General features: G+C 56.3%; 14 protein-coding genes. 1 reads left to right on the top strand and 13 read right to left on the bottom strand.

Translation table 11 applies throughout. The annotated features are described in order from the left end of the window. From NST43_RS11750 to NST43_RS11735, 4 genes are all read right to left on the bottom strand, one after another. Positions 1–1,200, bottom strand: coding sequence for a Ger(x)C family spore germination protein (locus NST43_RS11750; RefSeq protein ID WP_339224589.1), 1,200 nt, complete (start codon positions 1,198–1,200; stop codon positions 1–3). Next, positions 1,190–2,872, bottom strand: coding sequence for a spore germination protein (locus NST43_RS11745; protein WP_339224588.1), 1,683 nt, complete (start codon positions 2,870–2,872; stop codon positions 1,190–1,192). The genes NST43_RS11750 and NST43_RS11745 overlap by 11 nt, the downstream gene beginning before the upstream one ends. A 160-nt stretch (positions 2,873–3,032) precedes the next feature. Then, positions 3,033–3,869, bottom strand: a complete 837-nt coding sequence (gene dapF / locus NST43_RS11740) for a diaminopimelate epimerase (protein WP_339224586.1) — start codon at positions 3,867–3,869, stop codon at positions 3,033–3,035. A gap of 115 nt (positions 3,870–3,984) precedes the next feature. Continuing rightward, positions 3,985–6,795 carry a calcium-translocating P-type ATPase, SERCA-type gene (locus NST43_RS11735; RefSeq protein ID WP_209985445.1) on the bottom strand — a complete coding sequence of 937 codons (2,811 nt, stop codon included), beginning with the start codon at positions 6,793–6,795 and terminating at the stop codon, positions 3,985–3,987. 188 nt (positions 6,796–6,983) lie between these two features. Between NST43_RS11735 and NST43_RS11730 the strand changes: the two genes are divergently transcribed. After that, a complete protein-coding gene (locus NST43_RS11730) occupies positions 6,984–8,870 on the top strand; it encodes an NFACT RNA binding domain-containing protein (protein WP_339224584.1) in 1,887 nt (628 codons plus the stop codon). Between the two features lie 225 nt (positions 8,871–9,095). Here NST43_RS11730 and NST43_RS11725 read toward each other — a convergent pair whose 3' ends face one another. The 9 genes from NST43_RS11725 to NST43_RS11685 form a co-directional block, all read right to left on the bottom strand. Further along, a complete protein-coding gene (locus tag NST43_RS11725; RefSeq protein WP_339224582.1) occupies positions 9,096–10,007 on the bottom strand; it encodes a PHP domain-containing protein in 912 nt (303 codons plus the stop codon). Positions 10,008–10,075: 68 nt separating this feature from the next. Then, the gene (locus NST43_RS11720) at positions 10,076–10,975 is read right to left on the bottom strand and encodes a selenium metabolism-associated LysR family transcriptional regulator (protein WP_339224580.1); all 900 of its coding nucleotides are present in this window, start codon (positions 10,973–10,975) and stop codon (positions 10,076–10,078) included. A gap of 84 nt (positions 10,976–11,059) precedes the next feature. Beyond that, complete coding sequence (locus NST43_RS11715; protein WP_339225396.1) at positions 11,060–11,503, bottom strand: hypothetical protein; 444 nt, start codon at positions 11,501–11,503, stop codon at positions 11,060–11,062. A gap of 307 nt (positions 11,504–11,810) precedes the next feature. Then, a complete protein-coding gene (locus NST43_RS11710; protein ID WP_339224579.1) occupies positions 11,811–13,061 on the bottom strand; it encodes an MFS transporter in 1,251 nt (416 codons plus the stop codon). 160 nt (positions 13,062–13,221) lie between these two features. Further along, on the bottom strand, positions 13,222–13,701 hold the full coding sequence (locus tag NST43_RS11705; protein WP_339224578.1) for a MarR family transcriptional regulator: 480 nt from the start codon (positions 13,699–13,701) through the stop codon (positions 13,222–13,224). A gap of 163 nt (positions 13,702–13,864) precedes the next feature. Beyond that, positions 13,865–14,128: a YlbG family protein gene (locus NST43_RS11700; RefSeq protein WP_036694997.1), complete on the bottom strand. Its 264-nt coding sequence runs from the start codon at positions 14,126–14,128 to the stop codon at positions 13,865–13,867. Positions 14,129–14,170: 42 nt separating this feature from the next. Continuing rightward, a complete protein-coding gene (locus NST43_RS11695; RefSeq protein WP_209985421.1) occupies positions 14,171–14,608 on the bottom strand; it encodes a YlbF family regulator in 438 nt (145 codons plus the stop codon). Between the two features lie 46 nt (positions 14,609–14,654). Continuing rightward, positions 14,655–16,727 carry a helicase-associated domain-containing protein gene (locus NST43_RS11690; protein WP_339224576.1) on the bottom strand — a complete coding sequence of 691 codons (2,073 nt, stop codon included), beginning with the start codon at positions 16,725–16,727 and terminating at the stop codon, positions 14,655–14,657. Further along, positions 16,727–18,439, bottom strand: coding sequence for a DNA repair helicase XPB (locus NST43_RS11685; RefSeq protein WP_339224575.1), 1,713 nt, complete (start codon positions 18,437–18,439; stop codon positions 16,727–16,729). The genes NST43_RS11690 and NST43_RS11685 overlap by 1 nt, the downstream gene beginning before the upstream one ends. Positions 18,440–18,441 lie beyond the last annotated feature (2 nt).

Here is an 18,441-nt window from a genome sequence, read left to right as displayed (position 1 = left end):
TTAATTAATCTGAAAAGAGTTGCTGCGCATGTCCGTATGCCGAATGACCACATCCGCGTCGAACCGGATTTCACAGCCTGCAAATACCTCCTCCCAGTGGTCCCTGACCTTCTTCCAGCCGTGCGGGTCCTTCCGCTGCAAGGCCCGTCCAAAGCCGATATAATCGCTACCCATTTTTTTGGCGGAGCTTACGGCTGTCTTGATATGCTTAACGGTTTCTTCTGTAAGCTGGTCTGACAGCTCTTCCAGCACTTCAGGAGAGGTAAGATCCAGCGGATTCGGAGCTTCCTTGAGCGCGGCCTGCTGCCTGATTTTGACCGTAAAGACGGGATGCTCGGGGTCAGACGACTCGACCGCAAGCGACACCTGAGACTGATAGATATTGAAGGAGAGATAACTGCCCTGATGCTTGAGCAGAACCGGGAACTCTTTGATCCGATTATGCAAAAGAACGGTGCCGAGCGCAGCGTCACCCGTAAGCCAGCCCTTCAGCTTGTCATCCTTGAATGCCGCAAGGGAGGAGACGCTCAGGATCGACCGGGGTTCAATATTCATCAGGCTGTCATTGGTGCCTGCTGACGGAGTCCACTCTCCTTTGGTGAATACCCCGTTGATAATCGGACCGCCTCCCCTGATCTGAATGCCCCGGATGACATCATCCACGGCCATGCGGAAGTTATAGCCGAACTGCTTGGAGGTCGTCTCCAGCTTCTCTACCAGATCATTGGCCGGGATTTTGCTGAACACGGTCATCGTGGACATGATTTCACGCGCAGGCTGACCCTTGGAGATGAAAACCAGGCTGTTCAGCCGGGTATCACTCTCCCGCTCCAGCACATCCAGAAGGTCCTTGATGCCCTCACGGGCGAACTTCTCCGAGATCACCAGTACCCGCACATGTCCCAGGGAAAGGAAGCGGGCGGTCTGGCGGGAAGCGTCCGCCAGCGCCTCGAACATCGTGCGGCCTGTTCCTGTATACAGCGCAACCGGCGATATGCCTCTGCTCTTCTCCCCGGAGATTTCCTCTGCCACAATCACCTGAAAGGACAGCTTGTATCTCTCCGCCTCAGAGTCACCCCTGTCGATCGCTACCCCCGAGACAATCGCCCGCCGGTTGAGTTCAACGCTATCCCAGCAGCCGGTAAGCAGCAGTAATACAAAGACTGACAGAAGGCCCAGGCAGAAGATTCTATTTTTCATGGCTCTCCTCCTCAGCCCGCTGTCCGGCAGCTTTATTGTTCTTGTGAATTAACGGGGCGAGCTGCTCCTCATGACCCGTATTCAGCCGCATATACTCCGGCAGCTCTGCACGCATCTGCTCTGGCGGTTTGTCCGGCCCAACGAGCCAGAGCGGCAGTCTGAGCAGAGAATCCTTATGACCTTTAACCGAGAGCGGCACGAAGGGGGAGAGATAAGGCACACCGAAGGATCTGAGGCTGTTCATATGTGCTACAAGCAGGATCAAGCCCAGTGTAATTCCATAGAAGCCGAATATACTGGCCAGGATCAGGAAAGCAAACCGGATAATTCTTCCGGCAATCGCCAGGTTGTACGCTGGAAGGGCAAAGCTGGCAATCCCGGTCAACGCCACTACGATAACCATGATGGGCGTAATAATTCCGGCCTCAACCACCGCCGTTCCCAGGATAAGCGCACCCACCACAGAGACCGTCTGCCCGATGGCGCGCGGCATTCGCACCCCGGCTTCACGCAGAATTTCAAAGGCTGTCTCCATCAAGAGCAACTCTACAAAGGCCGGGAAGGGTACATTCTCCCGCTGGGAGAGCAGATTAATCAGCAGCGTGGTCGGAATCATCTCATAATGGTAGGTGGTCAGAGCGAGATAGACTGAAGGACCCAGAATCAGAACAAGGAAGCTCAAATAACGGACCAGCCGCATCAATATGGCAATATCGAACCGCTGGGAATAATCCTCGGCAGACTGAAAAAACTGCGTAAACACCGCCGGAAGAATCAGCACAAACGGCGTGCCGTCCACAATAATGACTACCCGGCCTTCGAGCAGATTGCCCGCAGCCACATCCGGCCGTTCTGAGTTATATATGGTCGGAAACGGAGTGAAAGTCTTGTCCTGAATTAACTCCTCAATATAGCCGGATTCCAGGATCTCATCCATAGCAATCTTATTCAGACGGTCTCTGGCTTCGCGGATCAGCTCCTCCCCCGCAATCCCCTTCATGTACATCAGCGCCACATGAGTGTGGGTCTCCGAGCCGATCCTCAAGACTTCCAGATGCAGCTTGGTGGATTTGATTCTGCGGCGGATTAGCGAGATGTTCGTAGCCACCGACTCCACGAACCCGTCCTTCGGTCCCCGGACTACAAGCTGGGAGGAAGGCTCACTGACCGCCCGCTGCTCCCCGCCCCTGGTTCCGCATAGAATCGCTACCCGGCAACCCTCCAGCAGAATCGCAGTGTCCCCGGACAGAATGGCGAGCATAATCTCCTTCCAATCCTGCTGGAGCTCCGCGTCACCGATCTCCATAGCACGGCTAAGGATCTGCTGCGGGAGCGAAGCTTGTTCCCGCGGGCTGTCAGCAATGCCAGGGGGGCTGTCGAGGAACAGCTCCTCTGTATGATTCAGCAGTGAGCCCAGCACAAATTCATTCACAGCAGCTGAGTCCGCCAGCCCGCTCAGATGAACAGCGGCCGCTTCCAGCCGGCGTTCTCCCCCAATCTCGATTCTGCGGATAAGGAGATCCGGGCTGTCTCCAAGCTCCTTCTGAATGTGGAGCAGACTTTGGGCAACCGTATCCGCAAGACCCAAAGGAACACCGCCTTGCGGCTGTCCCGGTCCCGGGGTAGTGTCTGCTCCCGCATTTTGCGACTTTCGGTTTGACCCAGACTTCATCTCCGCTCCCCCTCCCTGCTATGCAGAGTTCTATTATTCGCGGATATGTCTGCCATTATTCGGCTGCCTTTCCATGCCGGCCTGTTCCTCTTGAACAACAAAAGAAATCCCCTGCATCTGGCATGCAGGGGATTGCAAATGGTTATATGCGAATCAGAAATCAGATATCCACTGAGCCGGTGTATACCACCTGTGCCGGACCCGTCATATAGACATGGTTGTCTTCCTCGTTCCATTCGATGAACAGATCGCCGCCCTTCAGGCTGATGACCGCCGAGCGGTCCGTCACCCCGTTCAGCACGGAGGAGACCAGAGTCGCGCAGGCACCTGTGCCGCAAGCCAGGGTAGGACCGGCTCCGCGTTCCCAGACGCGCATATCCACGTGGCTGCGGTTCCGGGCGGTAGCGAACTCTACGTTTACTTTGCGCGGGAAGAGCGGGTGAACTTCCAGCCTCGGCCCCCAGGTAGCGAGATCGAACGATACGGCATCATCCACATAAATGACCGCATGGGGATTCCCCATGGAGACTGCGGTGAATCTGAACGCCTTACCGTCCGCTTCAATCGGCTGGTCCAGCACAGGCTCCGCGTCGATCGCTACAGGAATCTGCAGTCCGGACAGAACCGGCTCGCCCATATCCACCGTTACGCTCTCCACGATGCCGTCCTTCACCTTCAGGGAGACCTTCTGTTCTCCGGCGCCAATCGTCTCAATGACAATCTGCTCCGATTCCACCAGACCCTGCTCATATACATATTTGGAGACGCAGCGGATCGCATTGCCGCATTGCTCAGCCTCGGAGCCGTCCGAATTCATGATACGCATCATGTAATCGCCGCGCTGCGAAGGGAGAATGTACACCAGTCCATCTGCGCCGATGCCGAAGAACCGGTTGCACAGCGTAACTGCCAGCTCAGGGGCATTGCCCGGCAGCTCATCCTCACCAAATACGATAATAAAATCATTGCCTAAACCGTGCATTTTGGTAAATTCCATTGTCAGGTCCACTCCTATAAGTAAAATCAGCTATTTTCACATTCTTGGTTCATCATAAACCAAGCTTCTCAGTGAAACCAGCATACCTTATAGGCGTGGATGGAGGCTATTGATTTTATGCTGAAAACTTTGTACTTTTTATCATCTGGCGTCCACCGCTGCGGCTGCGGTTCTTCTTGCCGCCCCAGACGCTGCCCGCTCCCATCAGGAAGGTCGGGATTCCGGCCATCACCAGCACCAGGCACCATTCACGGAAGCTGAGCGGAACGGTCTTGAACACCGGCTGAAGCACAGGGAGGTACATTACAGCCAGCATTAAGATGACAGAAGACAGGACGGCCAGCACCAGATATCTGTTCTGGAACGGATTCCGGTAGAAGACCGAGCGGGAGCTGCGGCAATCGAACACATGGATGAGCTGGGCCATAACAAGGGTGGCAAAAGCAACCGACTGCGCGCGAATTAATTGCTGCGCGTTGCCTGGATCAATCCGCAGCGTCAGCCAGAAGGCCGCCAGGGTGCAAAGGCCGATCAGCAGTCCACGGCTGACAATCTTCCAGCCCAGCCGCCGGGCAAAAATGTTCTCCTTCGCCCCGCGTGGCTTGTGCTCCATCAGATCCTTCTCCGGCTGGTCTACCCCCAGTGCCATAGCAGGCAAGCCGTCGGTAACCAGATTGACCCACAGAATCTGGATCGGAACCAGCGGCAGCGGCAGCCCCAGCATCATGGCGAAGAACATGGTCAGAATCTCGCCGACATTGGAGGCTAGCAGGTAACGGATGAACTTGCGGATATTCTCATAGATATTCCGCCCTTCCTCAATCGCCGCCACAATCGTCGAGAAGTTATCGTCTCCAAGGATCAGGGCCGAAGCCTCCTTCGTGACATCCGTGCCGGTGATCCCCATCGAGATCCCGATATCGGCGGCCTTGATCGCGGGCGCATCGTTCACCCCATCGCCGGTCATCGCTACGACATGGCCGTGGCGCTGCAGCGACTTGACGATCCGCAGCTTATGCTCCGGTGATACCCGGGCGTAGACGAAGACGCTATCGGACACCTTATCCAGCGCATCATCGTCCATCCGGGTAAGCTGGCTGCCGGTCAGGACCGTGCCGCCGCGCTGCAGAATGCCGAGCTGATGGGCGATGGCCTCTGCGGTGGTTCCATGGTCGCCGGTAATCATTACTGTCTTGATTCCGGCCCGGCGGGTGACGCTGATCGCATCGCGCACTTCTTTGCGCGGGGGATCAATCATTCCGGCCAGCCCTACGAAGACAAGCTGGCTCTCTGCTTCCTTCTCGCTCCCCGCGACCTCTCCGCTCCGCATGTCACGGTAAGCCATTCCGAGCACGCGCAGCGCACCTGAAGCCATCTTTTCATTGGCTTCCAGCACCTTCTGCCGCAAGGTCGGCGTGCAGGGAACAACACCGCCATCCCACAGCATATAAGTGCAGCAATTCAGCAGCACATCGGGTGCGCCTTTGGTGCAGATCATCCGCCCGCCGGGATGATTCACAATGACCGACATCAGCTTACGCTCAGAATCGAATGGAAACTCCGTTTCCCGGGTATAGGTTACAGCAAGGGATTGGGCGGTCAGCCCCATTTTGGCGGACAAGGCCACCAGCGCGCCTTCGGTCGGATCGCCCTTCAGTTCCCAGACAGGCTCTGCTTTCGCCCCTTTATCCGCATCGGCCCCTTTGCCTTTCTTTTTGCCGCGTGTCTCGGGGATGCTTTCATAAATCTCTGCGTTGCTGCAAAGTGCCCCCACCTGGAGCATGCGCCGGAGGCTCTGGTCGTTTTTCAGATCAACGGCCCTGCCCTTCTGCATTACATTCCCCACCGGAGCATATCCCTCTCCCGATACCTCGAACGTCCGCCCCGCATTCCACACCTGTGTGACTGTCATTTTGTTCTGGGTGAGCGTTCCCGTCTTATCCGAGCAGATTACGGAGGCGCAGCCCAGGGTCTCTACCGATGGCAGCTTGCGGACAATTGCCTTGCGCTTGATCATCCGCTGGACCCCCAGAGCGAGCGCAATCGTCACAATCGCGGGAAGGCCTTCGGGGATCGCCGCCACTGCCAGACTTACGCCTGCCAGGAACATCGCTGTCGCGGGCTGTCCATGTAGAATTCCTGCCAGAACCACGACAATGGTAAGCCCCAGCGAGACGTAGATCAGAATCTTGCCGAGCTGCTCCAGACGGTGCTGCAGCGGAGTCTCCTGTGATTCGGTATTCTGGATCAGATCGGCAATCTTGCCCATCTCGGTAGCCATACCCGTGCGGATGACGACTCCCCGGCCGGTCCCCCGGTTCACCATGGTACCCATGAAGCCGATGTTCTTCTGGTCGCCCAGCGGAATGTCTTCGGCATGAATGGCGGTGGCATGCTTGGAGACAGGAAGGGATTCCCCCGTCAGCGCCGACTCTTCGGCATAGATGCCGCTGCACTGCAGCCAGCGGATATCCGCCGGAATCCGGTCCCCGCTCTCCAGCAGGACAATATCTCCGGGAACCAGCATTTTGGCCGGGAGCACCTCCTGCTTCCCGCCGCGCAGCACCTTGGCGGTAGGTGCAGAGAGCTGCTTCAGCGCCCTCAGTGAACGCTCGGCGCGGAACTCCTGCACGAACCCGAGCACCCCGTTAAGCAGAATAATGGCAACAATCGTAATCGCGTCAAGATATTCGCCAAGTAGGCCGGATACCAGTGTCGCACCCATCAGCACCAGTACCATGAAATCCTTGAACTGATTGAGCAGCAGCGTAAAAGGTGATACCCTTTTGCCCTCAGACAGCTCATTGTACCCGCTCTCTTTGCGTCTTGCGGCGGCATCCTCGGCGTTCAGGCCCGTTCCCGGATGAACGCCGAACATCTCCTGCAGCTCCTCAGCACCGAGCCGGTGCCAGCTTTTTTGTTCCATGACTAATCTTTCCCCTCCCGGTCGTTTCTTGACTTCCGGCGGCGCACAGCTTTTCCACCTGTTCATGTCCAAGTGTATTCATGGTCGTCCCAAAATATCACCGCCGGCGGCTTCCTTTTGCGCGAACCGGTGAAAGTGTGGCATCATAGAGGGAGTACTTTATTATTAGGCGACAGGAGAACTTTATCATGGCATTAGACGGCATTGTTACCCAAGCGATCGTGCATGAGCTTCAGCCCTTCATCGGTGCACGTATCGGCAAAATATATCAACCCAGCACACATGACCTCATCTTCACCCTGCGCGGTGCGGGCGGAGGCGGCAAGCTGCTGCTCTCGGCAAATCCGACATACCCCCGGCTGCACCTGACCGAGCGAAGCAGCATTAACCCGGCGGAAGCGCCGATGTTCTGCATGCTGATGCGCAAGCATTGTGAAGGCGGCACCATCGAGAGTATTACCCAGGTGGGCCTTGAACGGATTATTCATATCACCATCAGAACCCGGGATGAGCTCGGCGATGTCTCCGCCAAAAAAATCATCATTGAGCTGATGGGACGCCACAGCAACATCATTCTTACAGAGTTAGCCACGGGGACGATTATCGACGGCATTCATCATGTCACCCCATCGATCAGCAGCTACCGGGTGGTCATGCCGGGAACGGCCTATACCCAGCCGCCGCAGCAGCATAAGCTAAATCCCCTGCAGATCAGCCAACCCGATTTCCTCAACCTGATGACCTCGGCAGAGGAAGCGGCCCGCTACGCCGCCGAGCATCCGCAGGAGCCGGAGGAGGATATGATCGAGGGCGAGATCGCCGGACTGCTGGCCTCACTTGAGGCACCGCAGGCTGACGGCTCCGGCGGCCCTGCCCCTTCAGCCGATCCGTCCGGCTGGCTGGTCCATGCCTTCAGCGGCCTGAGTCCGCTGATCGCCGGAGAGATTCTCTACCGGTATAAGGAGATAGGCGGCGAAGCTGAGGATTACAGCAGCGTGCTGGATAAGCCTGAACAGCTATGGGATGCCTTCCATTCCGTCATGGAGCCAGTCACGAAGCAGGAATTCGCTCCGGTCACCGGCTGGAATGCCAAGGGCAAGCCGGTCTTCTCCGCCATTCCACTGAGGCTGATGAGCGGCAATATGAAGCATTACAGCTCCATTAGCCTGTGCCTGGAGGATTATTACGGGGACAAGGCGGAGAAGGACACCGTCAAGCAGCGGGTTAGCGACCTGATCCGCTTCCTCAGCAATGAGCGCAGCAAGAACATCAAGAAGCTGGCCAACCTGCAAAAGGATCTGAACGAAGCCGAGGATGCAGACCAGTTTCGGATTTGGGGCGAGCTGTTGTTCGCTTCCCTGCACACCGTGAACAAAGGCGACAAGGAAGCAAAACTAGTAAACTACTACGATGAGAATCAAGCGGAGATTACCGTTCCGCTTGACCCGCTGCTAAGTCCTACGGACAATGCCCAGCGGTATTTTAAGAAATATAACAAGTACAAGAACAGCCTGCGGGTGATCGGTGAGCAGGTCAAGAAGACGCACGAAGAGATCGCCTATATGGAGCTGCTGCTCCAGCAATTGGCCCACGCCTCACTGAATGACATTGAGGAGATCCGCGAGGAGTTGGTCAGCCAAGGCTATCTGCGCGACCGCAGCAAAAAAGGCAAAAAGAAAAAGAAAGTAACCAGACCCACGCTGCAGGTCTTCACTTCCTCTGAAGGGGTGGATATCTATGTCGGCAAAAACAATCTGCAAAACGAATATGTCACCAATCGGCTCGCCGCGCCGAACGATACCTGGCTGCATACCAAGGATATCCCTGGCTCGCACGTGGTAATCCGCAGTGAGGAATTCGGCGATGCCACCCTGGAGGAAGCCGCTCAGCTCGCCGCCTATTACAGCCAGGCCAAGCAGTCCAGCAGCGTGCCGGTGGACTGCACCCTGATCCGTTACGTGCGCAAACCGAGCGGTGCCAAGCCGGGCTTCGTCATCTACGATCATCAGCAGACATTGTTCGTCACACCGGATGAAGAGCGGATCAAGCAGCTGCCAAATGTGCTGCGGAGTTAAGCTCAAGTTAGATGTGCAATCACATTACCCGAGCGAATTAGTGGAGTGGGCATGATGAGGCCACTTGGGTCAAATATGTGCGGAAAACCGAACACATTTGGCTGGTTTCCTCTTACTGATCATGCGCTTTACTAACAGTAAGGATTGCTCCTACCAAAAAACCTCCGTCCTGTAGCGCCTGCGCTAAGGGTCGGAGGTTTTTAGTGTCTTGTGTCTTGTGGTCAGTCAGCCTCTGCCAGCCTTCAGCTGCTCCAGCACAGCGGCAGGCACACTCACACTACCAACATCCCCGTGGAAAACAACGCCCTGCCGCGCACCATGAAAATCCGAGCCGCCGGTAACCCGCAGGCCGAATTCCGCTGCAAGTGCATGGTAGCGCTCATGCTCTGCCGGGCCATGGTCGGAATGATACACCTCGATACCGTCCAGATCACATTGCTCCACGATGCTGCGCACCAATTCGTCATCCCCGTAAATTCCCGGATGGGCAAGCACCGCCGCACCTCCTGCTTCACGAATCCACTCGCAGGCGGTCCCCGGTGTAATGCGCGGAGGCGAGACATAGGCCGCTGCACCTTCGCCCAGATACTTGTCGAAGGCATCCCGCATATCCACGGCTGTGCCCAGCCGGACCAGCTCATCCGCGATGTGCGGGCGGCCGATGCTCTCATCCGGCTTCAGCTCCCGGCCAAGCCCTGACACTACCTGCTCCAGGGTGATCGCAATACCCAGTCCGCGCAGCTTCTCCAGAATCGCTTCATTCCGCCCGAGCCGGGTATTTCGCTGCTCTTCCAGGCGGGACAGCAGCAGCTCCTGCTCCGTGTCGATGTAGTAACCGAGGACATGGATCTCTTTGCCGCCCTGCCGTGTACTGATCTCAACACCGGGAACCACAGTAATCCCGTACCGCTTGCCTGCTTCCAGCGCTTCCGCTACTCCGCTGACTGTATCATGGTCAGTAATGGCTACTGCGGTCAATCCAGCCTCATAGCCAAGCCGTACATTCTCAGCCGGCGGCTGCATGCCGTCCGAGGCTTGAGTATGGGTGTGCAGATCACATCTGCCGGCTGTATCGGCAAGACCCGCCGTACCTAACGCAGCCTCAGATAACCCGCTATGGTTTTTATGGTCTGTCATGGAATTCCTCCATTCTTTCAATTAGGTTTACACGCTTTCCTATACCTATACGCAGTTGTTCCTACCCGCTACTGTCCCCCTGCATGCTGGCGCAGAAAGCTCAGGAAGGTTACCGCCGAGATCGGCAGCAAGGTCGATTTCAGATGAATGGCGTAGAATTGCCGTTTGAAGGAGGCATCCGTCAGATTAACGATTTTCAGCAGGCCGAGTGCCACTTCATGCTTGACCGAGGAGGTCGAGATGATCGTAATCCCCAGCCCCGCCTCAACCGCCGACTTCACCGCCCCGGTACTGCCCAGCTCCATCACAATCTGCATCACCGCAGGGTCAAGTCCATTAGCTTCAAGCTGCTCCTCCATCACCCGCCGTGTGCCCGAGCCGCGTTCACGCAGCACGAATGGATAGGCGAGCGCCTGCGCCAGCGTCACTTCCGACTGAACGGCCAGCGGATGCTCCCCGGGAACGATCAGCTTCAGTTCATCGCCCATGACCGGTTCAATCACCATGTCCGGGTGGGAGACCGGCGCTTCAATCAGCCCGAAATTCAGCTGATGCTTGTGAATCTCATCCATAATCTGTGAAGTGTTCATCACCTTCATCATAATCGAGATATTCGGATATTCCTTGCCGAAAGGCCCCAGCAGGCGGGGAAGCACATATTCGCCGATGGTCAGGCTGGCTCCAAGCATCAGGCGGCCCTCCAGCATGTGGGTGAAGGCTGACATCGCCTGATCCGTCTCGCGCATCAGCTGCATGCTGCGCACCGCGAACGGCATCAGCGTGAGGCCGGCCTCGGTGAGTATGATTTTTTTGGTGGAACGGTCGAACAGCTTGGTTCCAAAATAGTCCTCAAGCGCCTGAATCTGCATCGTCACCGCAGGCTGGGTCATATGCAGAGTCTGCGCCGCCGCCGAGAAGCTGCCCCGTTCGGACACGGTATAGAAAATATGAAGCTGATGAAAATTCATACGTTACTGACTCCTTCACTAATCCGGATTTCAAGCAAAAAGGCACGCAGCCCTAAGCCGCATGCCTCCCTCGTTCAAAGTACCTTACTTGCGCCTGCGGCGTTTCTTGGACAGCTTCATGCGCCGGGTATGGCGCAGCCAGGAATAGTACCTTTTGAGATCCCGGAGCTGCGGAGTCACCGATATTTTGCCCAGAAAAGACACAATTACCATGACATACAGCGGCTCTCCGGAGAGGGTCGTTACGCCCTCAAGCTGCCTGAAATCAACCACAATCACCGTATCATTGTCGATCAGATAGGCATTATAATCACTGTTCGAGTAAGGCTTCAGCCGGTTCTGCTTCAGGGCCTGCCAGATCCAGGCGGTCACCTCCACTTTCCCGCTATCCTCAGCAGCTACCCGGTCCGCATAACGGCTCTTCGCATGCCGGGTCAGGACGATGTCAGCAATCCCGTAGTTATTCAGCATGATGTGGAAGGGCTCGTACACCCCCCACCAGTCCATCCCCTTGCCCTGCATAGTCATCACACTCCACGTAAAAAGGGTCTTGGCATGCTCTTATTGTTGTCAATCTTACCGCATTGACGACCGTTGTTCAAGCATACCGCCATCCCCGGAAGTCAGGCAGGGCGAAACCTCAGCTGCCCGTCCGGTGAACACTGATATCGCTGTCATCGACGTAGCTGCTGCCTCTGATCATTTTGCAGCTTTTTTTGAAGCAGGCCGCCTCGCTGATCCTCATAATCAAGCCGGTGGACACCCTCCCTTGACTGGATTCTGAAGCACCGGGGACGGGGCAATGCCTTCTGCGCATTTTTTTCACATTAACGACTTATTTCGACAATGCTCCGGCCCGGTTAATCGTATACAGCACAGGGATTGCCGCCCCAATGAGGATCATCCCCATAAATGCCGGTGCCGCAGGTCCTAATGATACATAGAGCTGTCCTCCAATCAGCGGCCCGATCATTCTCGCCAGCGCCTGAATCGATTGGCTGCCCCCTTGAACCCGTCCCTGCTCGCCCGCTGCGGCAGATTTGGACAGCATTCCGTTGAACGAAGGCCCGAAGACCGAATCGCCGAAGCCGAAGATAAACATCCCCGCGATAAAAAGAGGATAGAAGGCGAACAAGGCAGAAAGTGCAAACAGCGCGTAGCCCGCAATTTCCGAGAACATTCCGAGGAGGGCTATTTGTCTATCAGTGTATCTTTTTAAAAGCTTAGGCATAATGAATCCTTGGGACAGGATATCCTGCAAGCCCATGATGGAGAACATCAGCCCGATGATAACCGGCTTCCAGCTGAAATTATCCAACGTGAACTGTGAAAAAATAGCCTGGAAGGATCCATTCGGTATCCACAGCAGGAAAGCGGAGATAAACAGCCTGTTGAGGTTCTTCATGGACAGCAGGTTCGCAAGCTGCGAGAAGGGATTCAGCCTGACTAAGGGGATTACCTTCAGTCTCTTACTTTTCTCCAGACTCTCCGGCATGAACAGGAAGCCATAACCCACGTTCAGTAAGGTTACGGCTGCGCCAACATACATGGGCACCGAATACCCGAACTTGGCCAGCAGCCCGCCCATCGACGGACCGATAATAGTCCCGGCCCCTACCACCGCACTCACCCAGCCAAAGTACTTGGTCCGCTGCTCCGGCGGAAGAATGTCTGCAAAATAAGCGAAGATTGTACCGATGCTCCCGCCTGTAATTCCTTCGATGATCCGCCCGGCGAACAGCACCCATAAAGCCCCTCCAAGGCCAAATATGAAGTACCCGGCAGCAGAACCCAGCAAGCATAGCAGAAGCAGAGGACGGCGGCCGTATTTATCGCTTAGTGCACCAAGTACAGGAGCCGCACAGAACAGGCAGGCCGCATATGCTGAAGTCAGCAGGGTAACCATTACCGCTTGTTTTCCCGGATCGCTGATGTAAGGCTGGACCAGGAACGGGACTACGGGAGCTATGATACTGAAGCCTATTCCACATAAAAATACTGAGATTAGTCCGAATATGAGCGCGTGCTTATCTACTTTAGGTTCTGAAGGTTGATCTTGATTGTGCGCGGTTCTGGATGTGGACATGTATCTTCTCTCCTTAGAGTTTATGATTTGTTTCCTAAGAAACAATATCACTCTAACACAATTTTGATTCCAAGGAAACAAAATAATAAGCATAAAAAAACACCCTGCCGGGTGAAGGTAGCTCTGCCTGAAATATTTTGCCTGAAGTATATAGGGGAAATTAATCTTCTTCCGAGCTGTTCTCCAGCTCCTGCTTCTTAATCTCTTCATCCAAATGCCTATTGTAATTCTCCATGAAGCTGAGCATACCGGCATACTGACTGTCGGTCACCTGCTCAAACACAGCTCTATCCCGCTCCCGGAACTCCTGGTGCAATTCGTCATGGATCTGATATACAGCCTTCCCTTGACGGGTAAGCCTGAAATAGATTTCCTTCTGATTCTCCGGCTTCTGGTAGCTCTCGATAAGCCCCTTGTGCAGGAGCTTCCGTGTAATCTTGCTTATAGCCCCTCTGGTCATGTACAAGGCCTCTGCAAGCTTGGTCACGTTGGTGTCTTCGTGCCGTCCGATGTATTCAATACAGTGCACCTCAGAGGGTTTATTGCCCTTAAGACTGGTCTCCATCTTCGACTTGTTCAGCCAGCTCATCTTATTAAATAATTCCCGGAAAGCGGTTAAAACCTGTTCCTCTTTGTTCATTGCTGGTCCCCCTCAAGTGGAAACGGCTGTGCCGTCCTTGTAAAGGACGGTACCGTTTCGGCGAGAAATAGAAGGATAATGTATAGCGTGAAACCTATACGCTCTTATATTTCTAAAAAAACAGACGCCAGCGGCGCCTGTCTAAATAACCCTTATCCCTGAACTACAGACCGTAATACTTGGACTTGTCCGGTCCGTTGCTGGTATATTCCGTCTTCAGTTCATTGCGGTACGAACGCTCAATCTTGCGCACATAAGAAAGTCTGCGGACATTCTTCATGACTTCCTCAGCGCGCTCCGCATTGACGTACATTACCGCATAGTGCATTTTACGGGAAACGTAGTGCAGTGTGCCGTACTTCTCCAGGTTGCGCGCCGCCTTAACGTCGCTAACCCATACGATATAACCTGTCCGTTCCGCAAACATAAGCTCATCCGCCTCTCTTTCTCTATCTCCTCATGGGTCAGCTTATCCGCAGGAGCATTTGCCGCCGCTGCCGCATCCGCCCTTGGGAGACGGATCATTGCTGGGAACCTTGATGCTGTCCGAGACCGAGAACGCGATCGCCTCAGACATGGAATGAAGAATATCATCCAGCGTCTTCTCCGCATTCTTGAACCGGACCACCGCTTCGAATTGCTCCAGCTCCCGCTCTACGGCATCCACCTCATCCTTGGCCGAGTGATAGTTCGGGTGAAAATGACCAAACCGCTGTGTCTCGTCAAACAGCTCCTTCTTGCCTTGCAGCCGCTTGATCATGGCCTGGATTTCGGGATGGGTATCCACCTGTCCCTTCCAGTATAGGTAATCCGACACTTCTGCGGATTGATTAATCATATCGCCTAATTCATAGGCGTATGTCAGCACTTCGGCCATATCAACCGTATTTAATTCCGCTACGCTCATGAACTTCAACTCTTTTCTGCATTTAATGTTCTACCGCAGCGATAGACTACCTTATCATAACATATCCGCCCGCCCCAGCAGAAGAAGAATTTCTGGCTTTTAGCGGATGCAGCAGCTGAATTTCCTGCCAGTCCTCCGCTGCAAGCTCAATCTCCTCTGCCGTCTCCGTTCCCGGAAGCAGCAGAATGCCCCTTACCTTCCATGGACGTCCGCTGATCCGCTCAGGAATGAAGTCTGCCGCCTTGCCCCCGTAGGAGAGCCGGACCTTGATTCCCCAGCTTAGGGCCTGCTCCATTACCTTTTGAGCTGTGGTGATATGATACTGCCTCCACTGATTGAACCACATCTGCGGCACGGCCTCCTCACCCGGCAGCTCCAGCATCGGGGGGCCGCCTCTATCCAGCGGCAGGAGCTTCGGGGACGGTCCCGTTCCCAGCAGGCCCCGTTCCCCGGCTGTGGCAGGAAGCTCGTAACGCTGCGCTGACCCGGACGGTTCGAACAGCTGAGGATGGGGAACAGGCCCGTTCAGATCCCCATCCTTTACGGACGGCGTCAGACCGGCGGCTGCAAGCTCCTTGCGCAGCTGTACGGCAGCCTCCGGCCGGACGATGAAGTGGAGCGGGCCGATCCGGGTAACGATGTCCTGCAGCCGGGGATGGGCGGCAATATCCTCGCCCTCCTGCTCTCCGGCACAGGACAGCAGAAGAACCTCCGCCAGCTCGGTCCGTCCAATCGCTCTGGCCCACTGGCGGAGCGCCAGCTCGACCTGTTCCGGCAATCCTCCGGCGGCATGGGCGTTCAGCCAGGAGATCACTTCACCCGGAGCGCGGCCCTGGTCCGCTGCGGCTTCGAGCCGCTCCCGCGTCAGCCGGAAGCTCCAGAGATCCTCGTGATGCAGCAGCTCCGCACACCCGGCCAAGGTCCAGCGGACTGTATACGGGACCTCCGGCGGTACCAGCACCTCGAAATCCGGCTGAATAATGAAGCCGGGGGCTGCTGAAGCCGGGGCTTGCGGCAGCAGGCGGCGGCCGGCCTCAGTTTCGGCGGTGCTGTCTAGGATTCCTTGATTGCTGGCGGATGTGCTTGGGTTGCTGCTGGTAGTTTCTGGGTCACTGTCTGCTTCCTCTGCCCCCGCTTGATTCTGCGGGGTTATTCCTAGGCTATACCTGGTCAACTGCGGCTTCAATGTCTTCCAGCGGAAGCACGCCCCCCCTTCCGCTGAAGACCCCAGCTCACACCAGCCAAAAGCGGCCAGAAGGCGAATCCAGGCAAGTGCAGCCTGATTAAGGGCTGGGGCTGAGTCTGTCTCTGCCGCCCCCGGCACAAGCTGCTCCACGGCAAGACCACTCTGTCTCATCCAGCTTAGAACAGGCGCTACTGCAAACCACTCGTCCGGCCTAAACTCCGCTGCCGAGAGCAACTGTCTGAAATGCTGCTCTTCAGGCAGCAGGGCACCGTAACGGCTGATTACCAAGGTGTAAAGTGTATCCGTCATCTCCTGTGCGGTGAGAGCCAGCCAGCGTTGCAGCACCGGTGTGTCTATACCATACCCGCTGCTGTTGCAGGTAATCAGCCCCAGCACGCTCAGCAGATCAATCATTAATGTAACCGGCAGCGGATAGCTCTGGTGACCGGCAGAGGACTGAATCAGGCTCAGATGATCCTCCGGCATGGACAGTAGTCCGGCTAACCGGCTGAGCTGCTTCTTATGTATCACTCCCTTAGACGTCAAGGGCAGGCCTTCCTGTGCTATGAACAGCAGCCCTTGAAATATCTCCCCTGCCAGTTCTGAACAAGCCGCATGCTCAACCCGGACTGCTCCCTCCACCTGCACCTGGGGGCAGCCTGCCCAGAAGCTCCGCAGGATCAAGGGATACTGCTGCTGCGGAATCTGATACAACCGCTCGCCCCACACCTTCTGCCGCAGTTCCAGCATCCCTGTGTGAAGTAGCTCCTCCAGGGCCAGCACCTGCTCGGCCCGGCACAGGAAGTCAGGCCGCAGCCGCTCTACAGAATCCGCTGAACATGGTGAAGCCGCATGCTCTGCCGCTATCCGCAGCAGCACTTCACAGGCATCCGCAGACAGCTTGCAAATATCATCTGCAAGTTCCAGTCTCATCACAGAACAGCTCCTTCCGCCGGGTCGAGCATTCGTACCCCGTATTCATAGCCTTGCTCCGTAAGGAACATCCGGCGGTGCAGGGCGAAATCCTGCTCCCGGCTGTCTCCCGTGACCAGAGTGTAGAAATACGCCCGGTTATCCCCGGGTTTCGGGCGAAGGATACGGCCCAGCCGCTGAGCTTCTTCCTGCCGGGAGCCAAAGGCGCCGGATACCTCAATTGCCACCGAGGCATCCGGCAAATTCACAGCAAAGTTCGCCACCTTGGAGACGATTAGCACCGGCAGCTTGCCTTCATTGAACGCAGCGTAGAGCGCGTTCCGTTCCTTTTGCGGAGTCTTGCCCGTGATCAGCGGGGCCGCAAGCTCCACCGCCATCTGCTCCAGCTGGTCGAGGTACTGGCCGATCACTAGAATCGACGCTGCGGGATGCGCCGCAGCAATCTGCGCTGCGGCCTGCGCCTTGGCCTGATTGCCTGCCGCCAGCCGGAACTGCTCCTTCGCTCCGGCATACATATACTGCTGCCGCAGCTTCTGGTTCATCGGAACGATGACCTCGATGCAATCGACAGCTGCAATCCATCCCTGCCGCTCCAGCACCTTCCAGGGCAGGTCGTAGCATCTCGGGCCGATCAGAGAGAACACATCCCCCTCCCGCCCGTCCTCCCGGACCAGCGTTGCTGTCAGCCCCAGCCGCCGCGTAGCCTGAATATCTGCAGTCGCCCGGAAGACAGGCGCCGGAAGCAGATGGACCTCGTCATAGATAATCAGCCCCCAATTCCGTTCATGGAACAGATTCATATGGATAAACGGCCCTCCCTTGGAGCGCCTGTGGGTCAGCATCTGATAGGTCGCAACGGTTACAGGCCGCACTTCCCGGTGTTCTCCTGTGTATTCCCCGACCTCATCTGCACTCAGTGTGGTCCGCTGCAGGAGCTCCCCGCGCCACTGTTCTACAGAAGTCGTGCTCGAAGTCAGGATCAGTGTCTCGCACTGCAGCTGCTCTAATACTGCAAGACCGACAACTGTTTTGCCTGCCCCACAGGGCAGCACGGCTACACCGCTGCCGCCGTGTCCGCTGGTCCCCTGAAATTGGCGGACCGCTTCCCGTTGATAATCCCGGAGCCTGAATTCGGCGCTGCTCTCTTCGCCATTTTCCCCCATAGACTCCCGCCAGGCTAACTTCAGCTTCTGCCCGTCCCGGTACCCGGCATAATCAAGAACAGGATAGCCCAGTCTGGTCAGCTCCTGCTTCAGCAGACCCCGGTTCATCTTCGGACAGTGGCTATGCAGCTCCCCGGCCCGGCGCAGGCCCAGCTCCTTCAACTCCTGAGAGTCATCCAGTTCATCCAGCAGACTCGCCCGGTCAGCGGTTAACGAAACAACCTGCGGATCACTTTCATCCGCATGCAGGTGCAAGCTTCCATAACGGGACATCAGCAGCTCCATCTCCCCCTCCACTTCGGAAGGAATACCCCACCTGGACAGCCTGCGCAGTCCTTCAATGACCTCTGCTGCAGTCTGTCCCCCGGCAGCGGCGTTCCATAGAGACAACGGCGTGATCCGGTAAGTGTGGTAGGCTGGAGGACTTTTGACAAGCTCGGCGAATCCGCTTAGAACCGCCCGCGCCTCCTCAAATCCCGGATGTCCGCATTCCAGCAGAATCGTCCGGTCGTTCCGTGTAATACATGGACCCTCCCCTGCTCCGTTCATCC

It is taken from the genome of Paenibacillus sp. FSL H8-0332, assembly GCF_037963835.1.
Lineage (GTDB): Bacteria > Bacillota > Bacilli > Paenibacillales > Paenibacillaceae > Paenibacillus_AQ > Paenibacillus_AQ rhizoplanae.
This window is presented reverse-complemented; position numbering and strand designations above follow the sequence as displayed.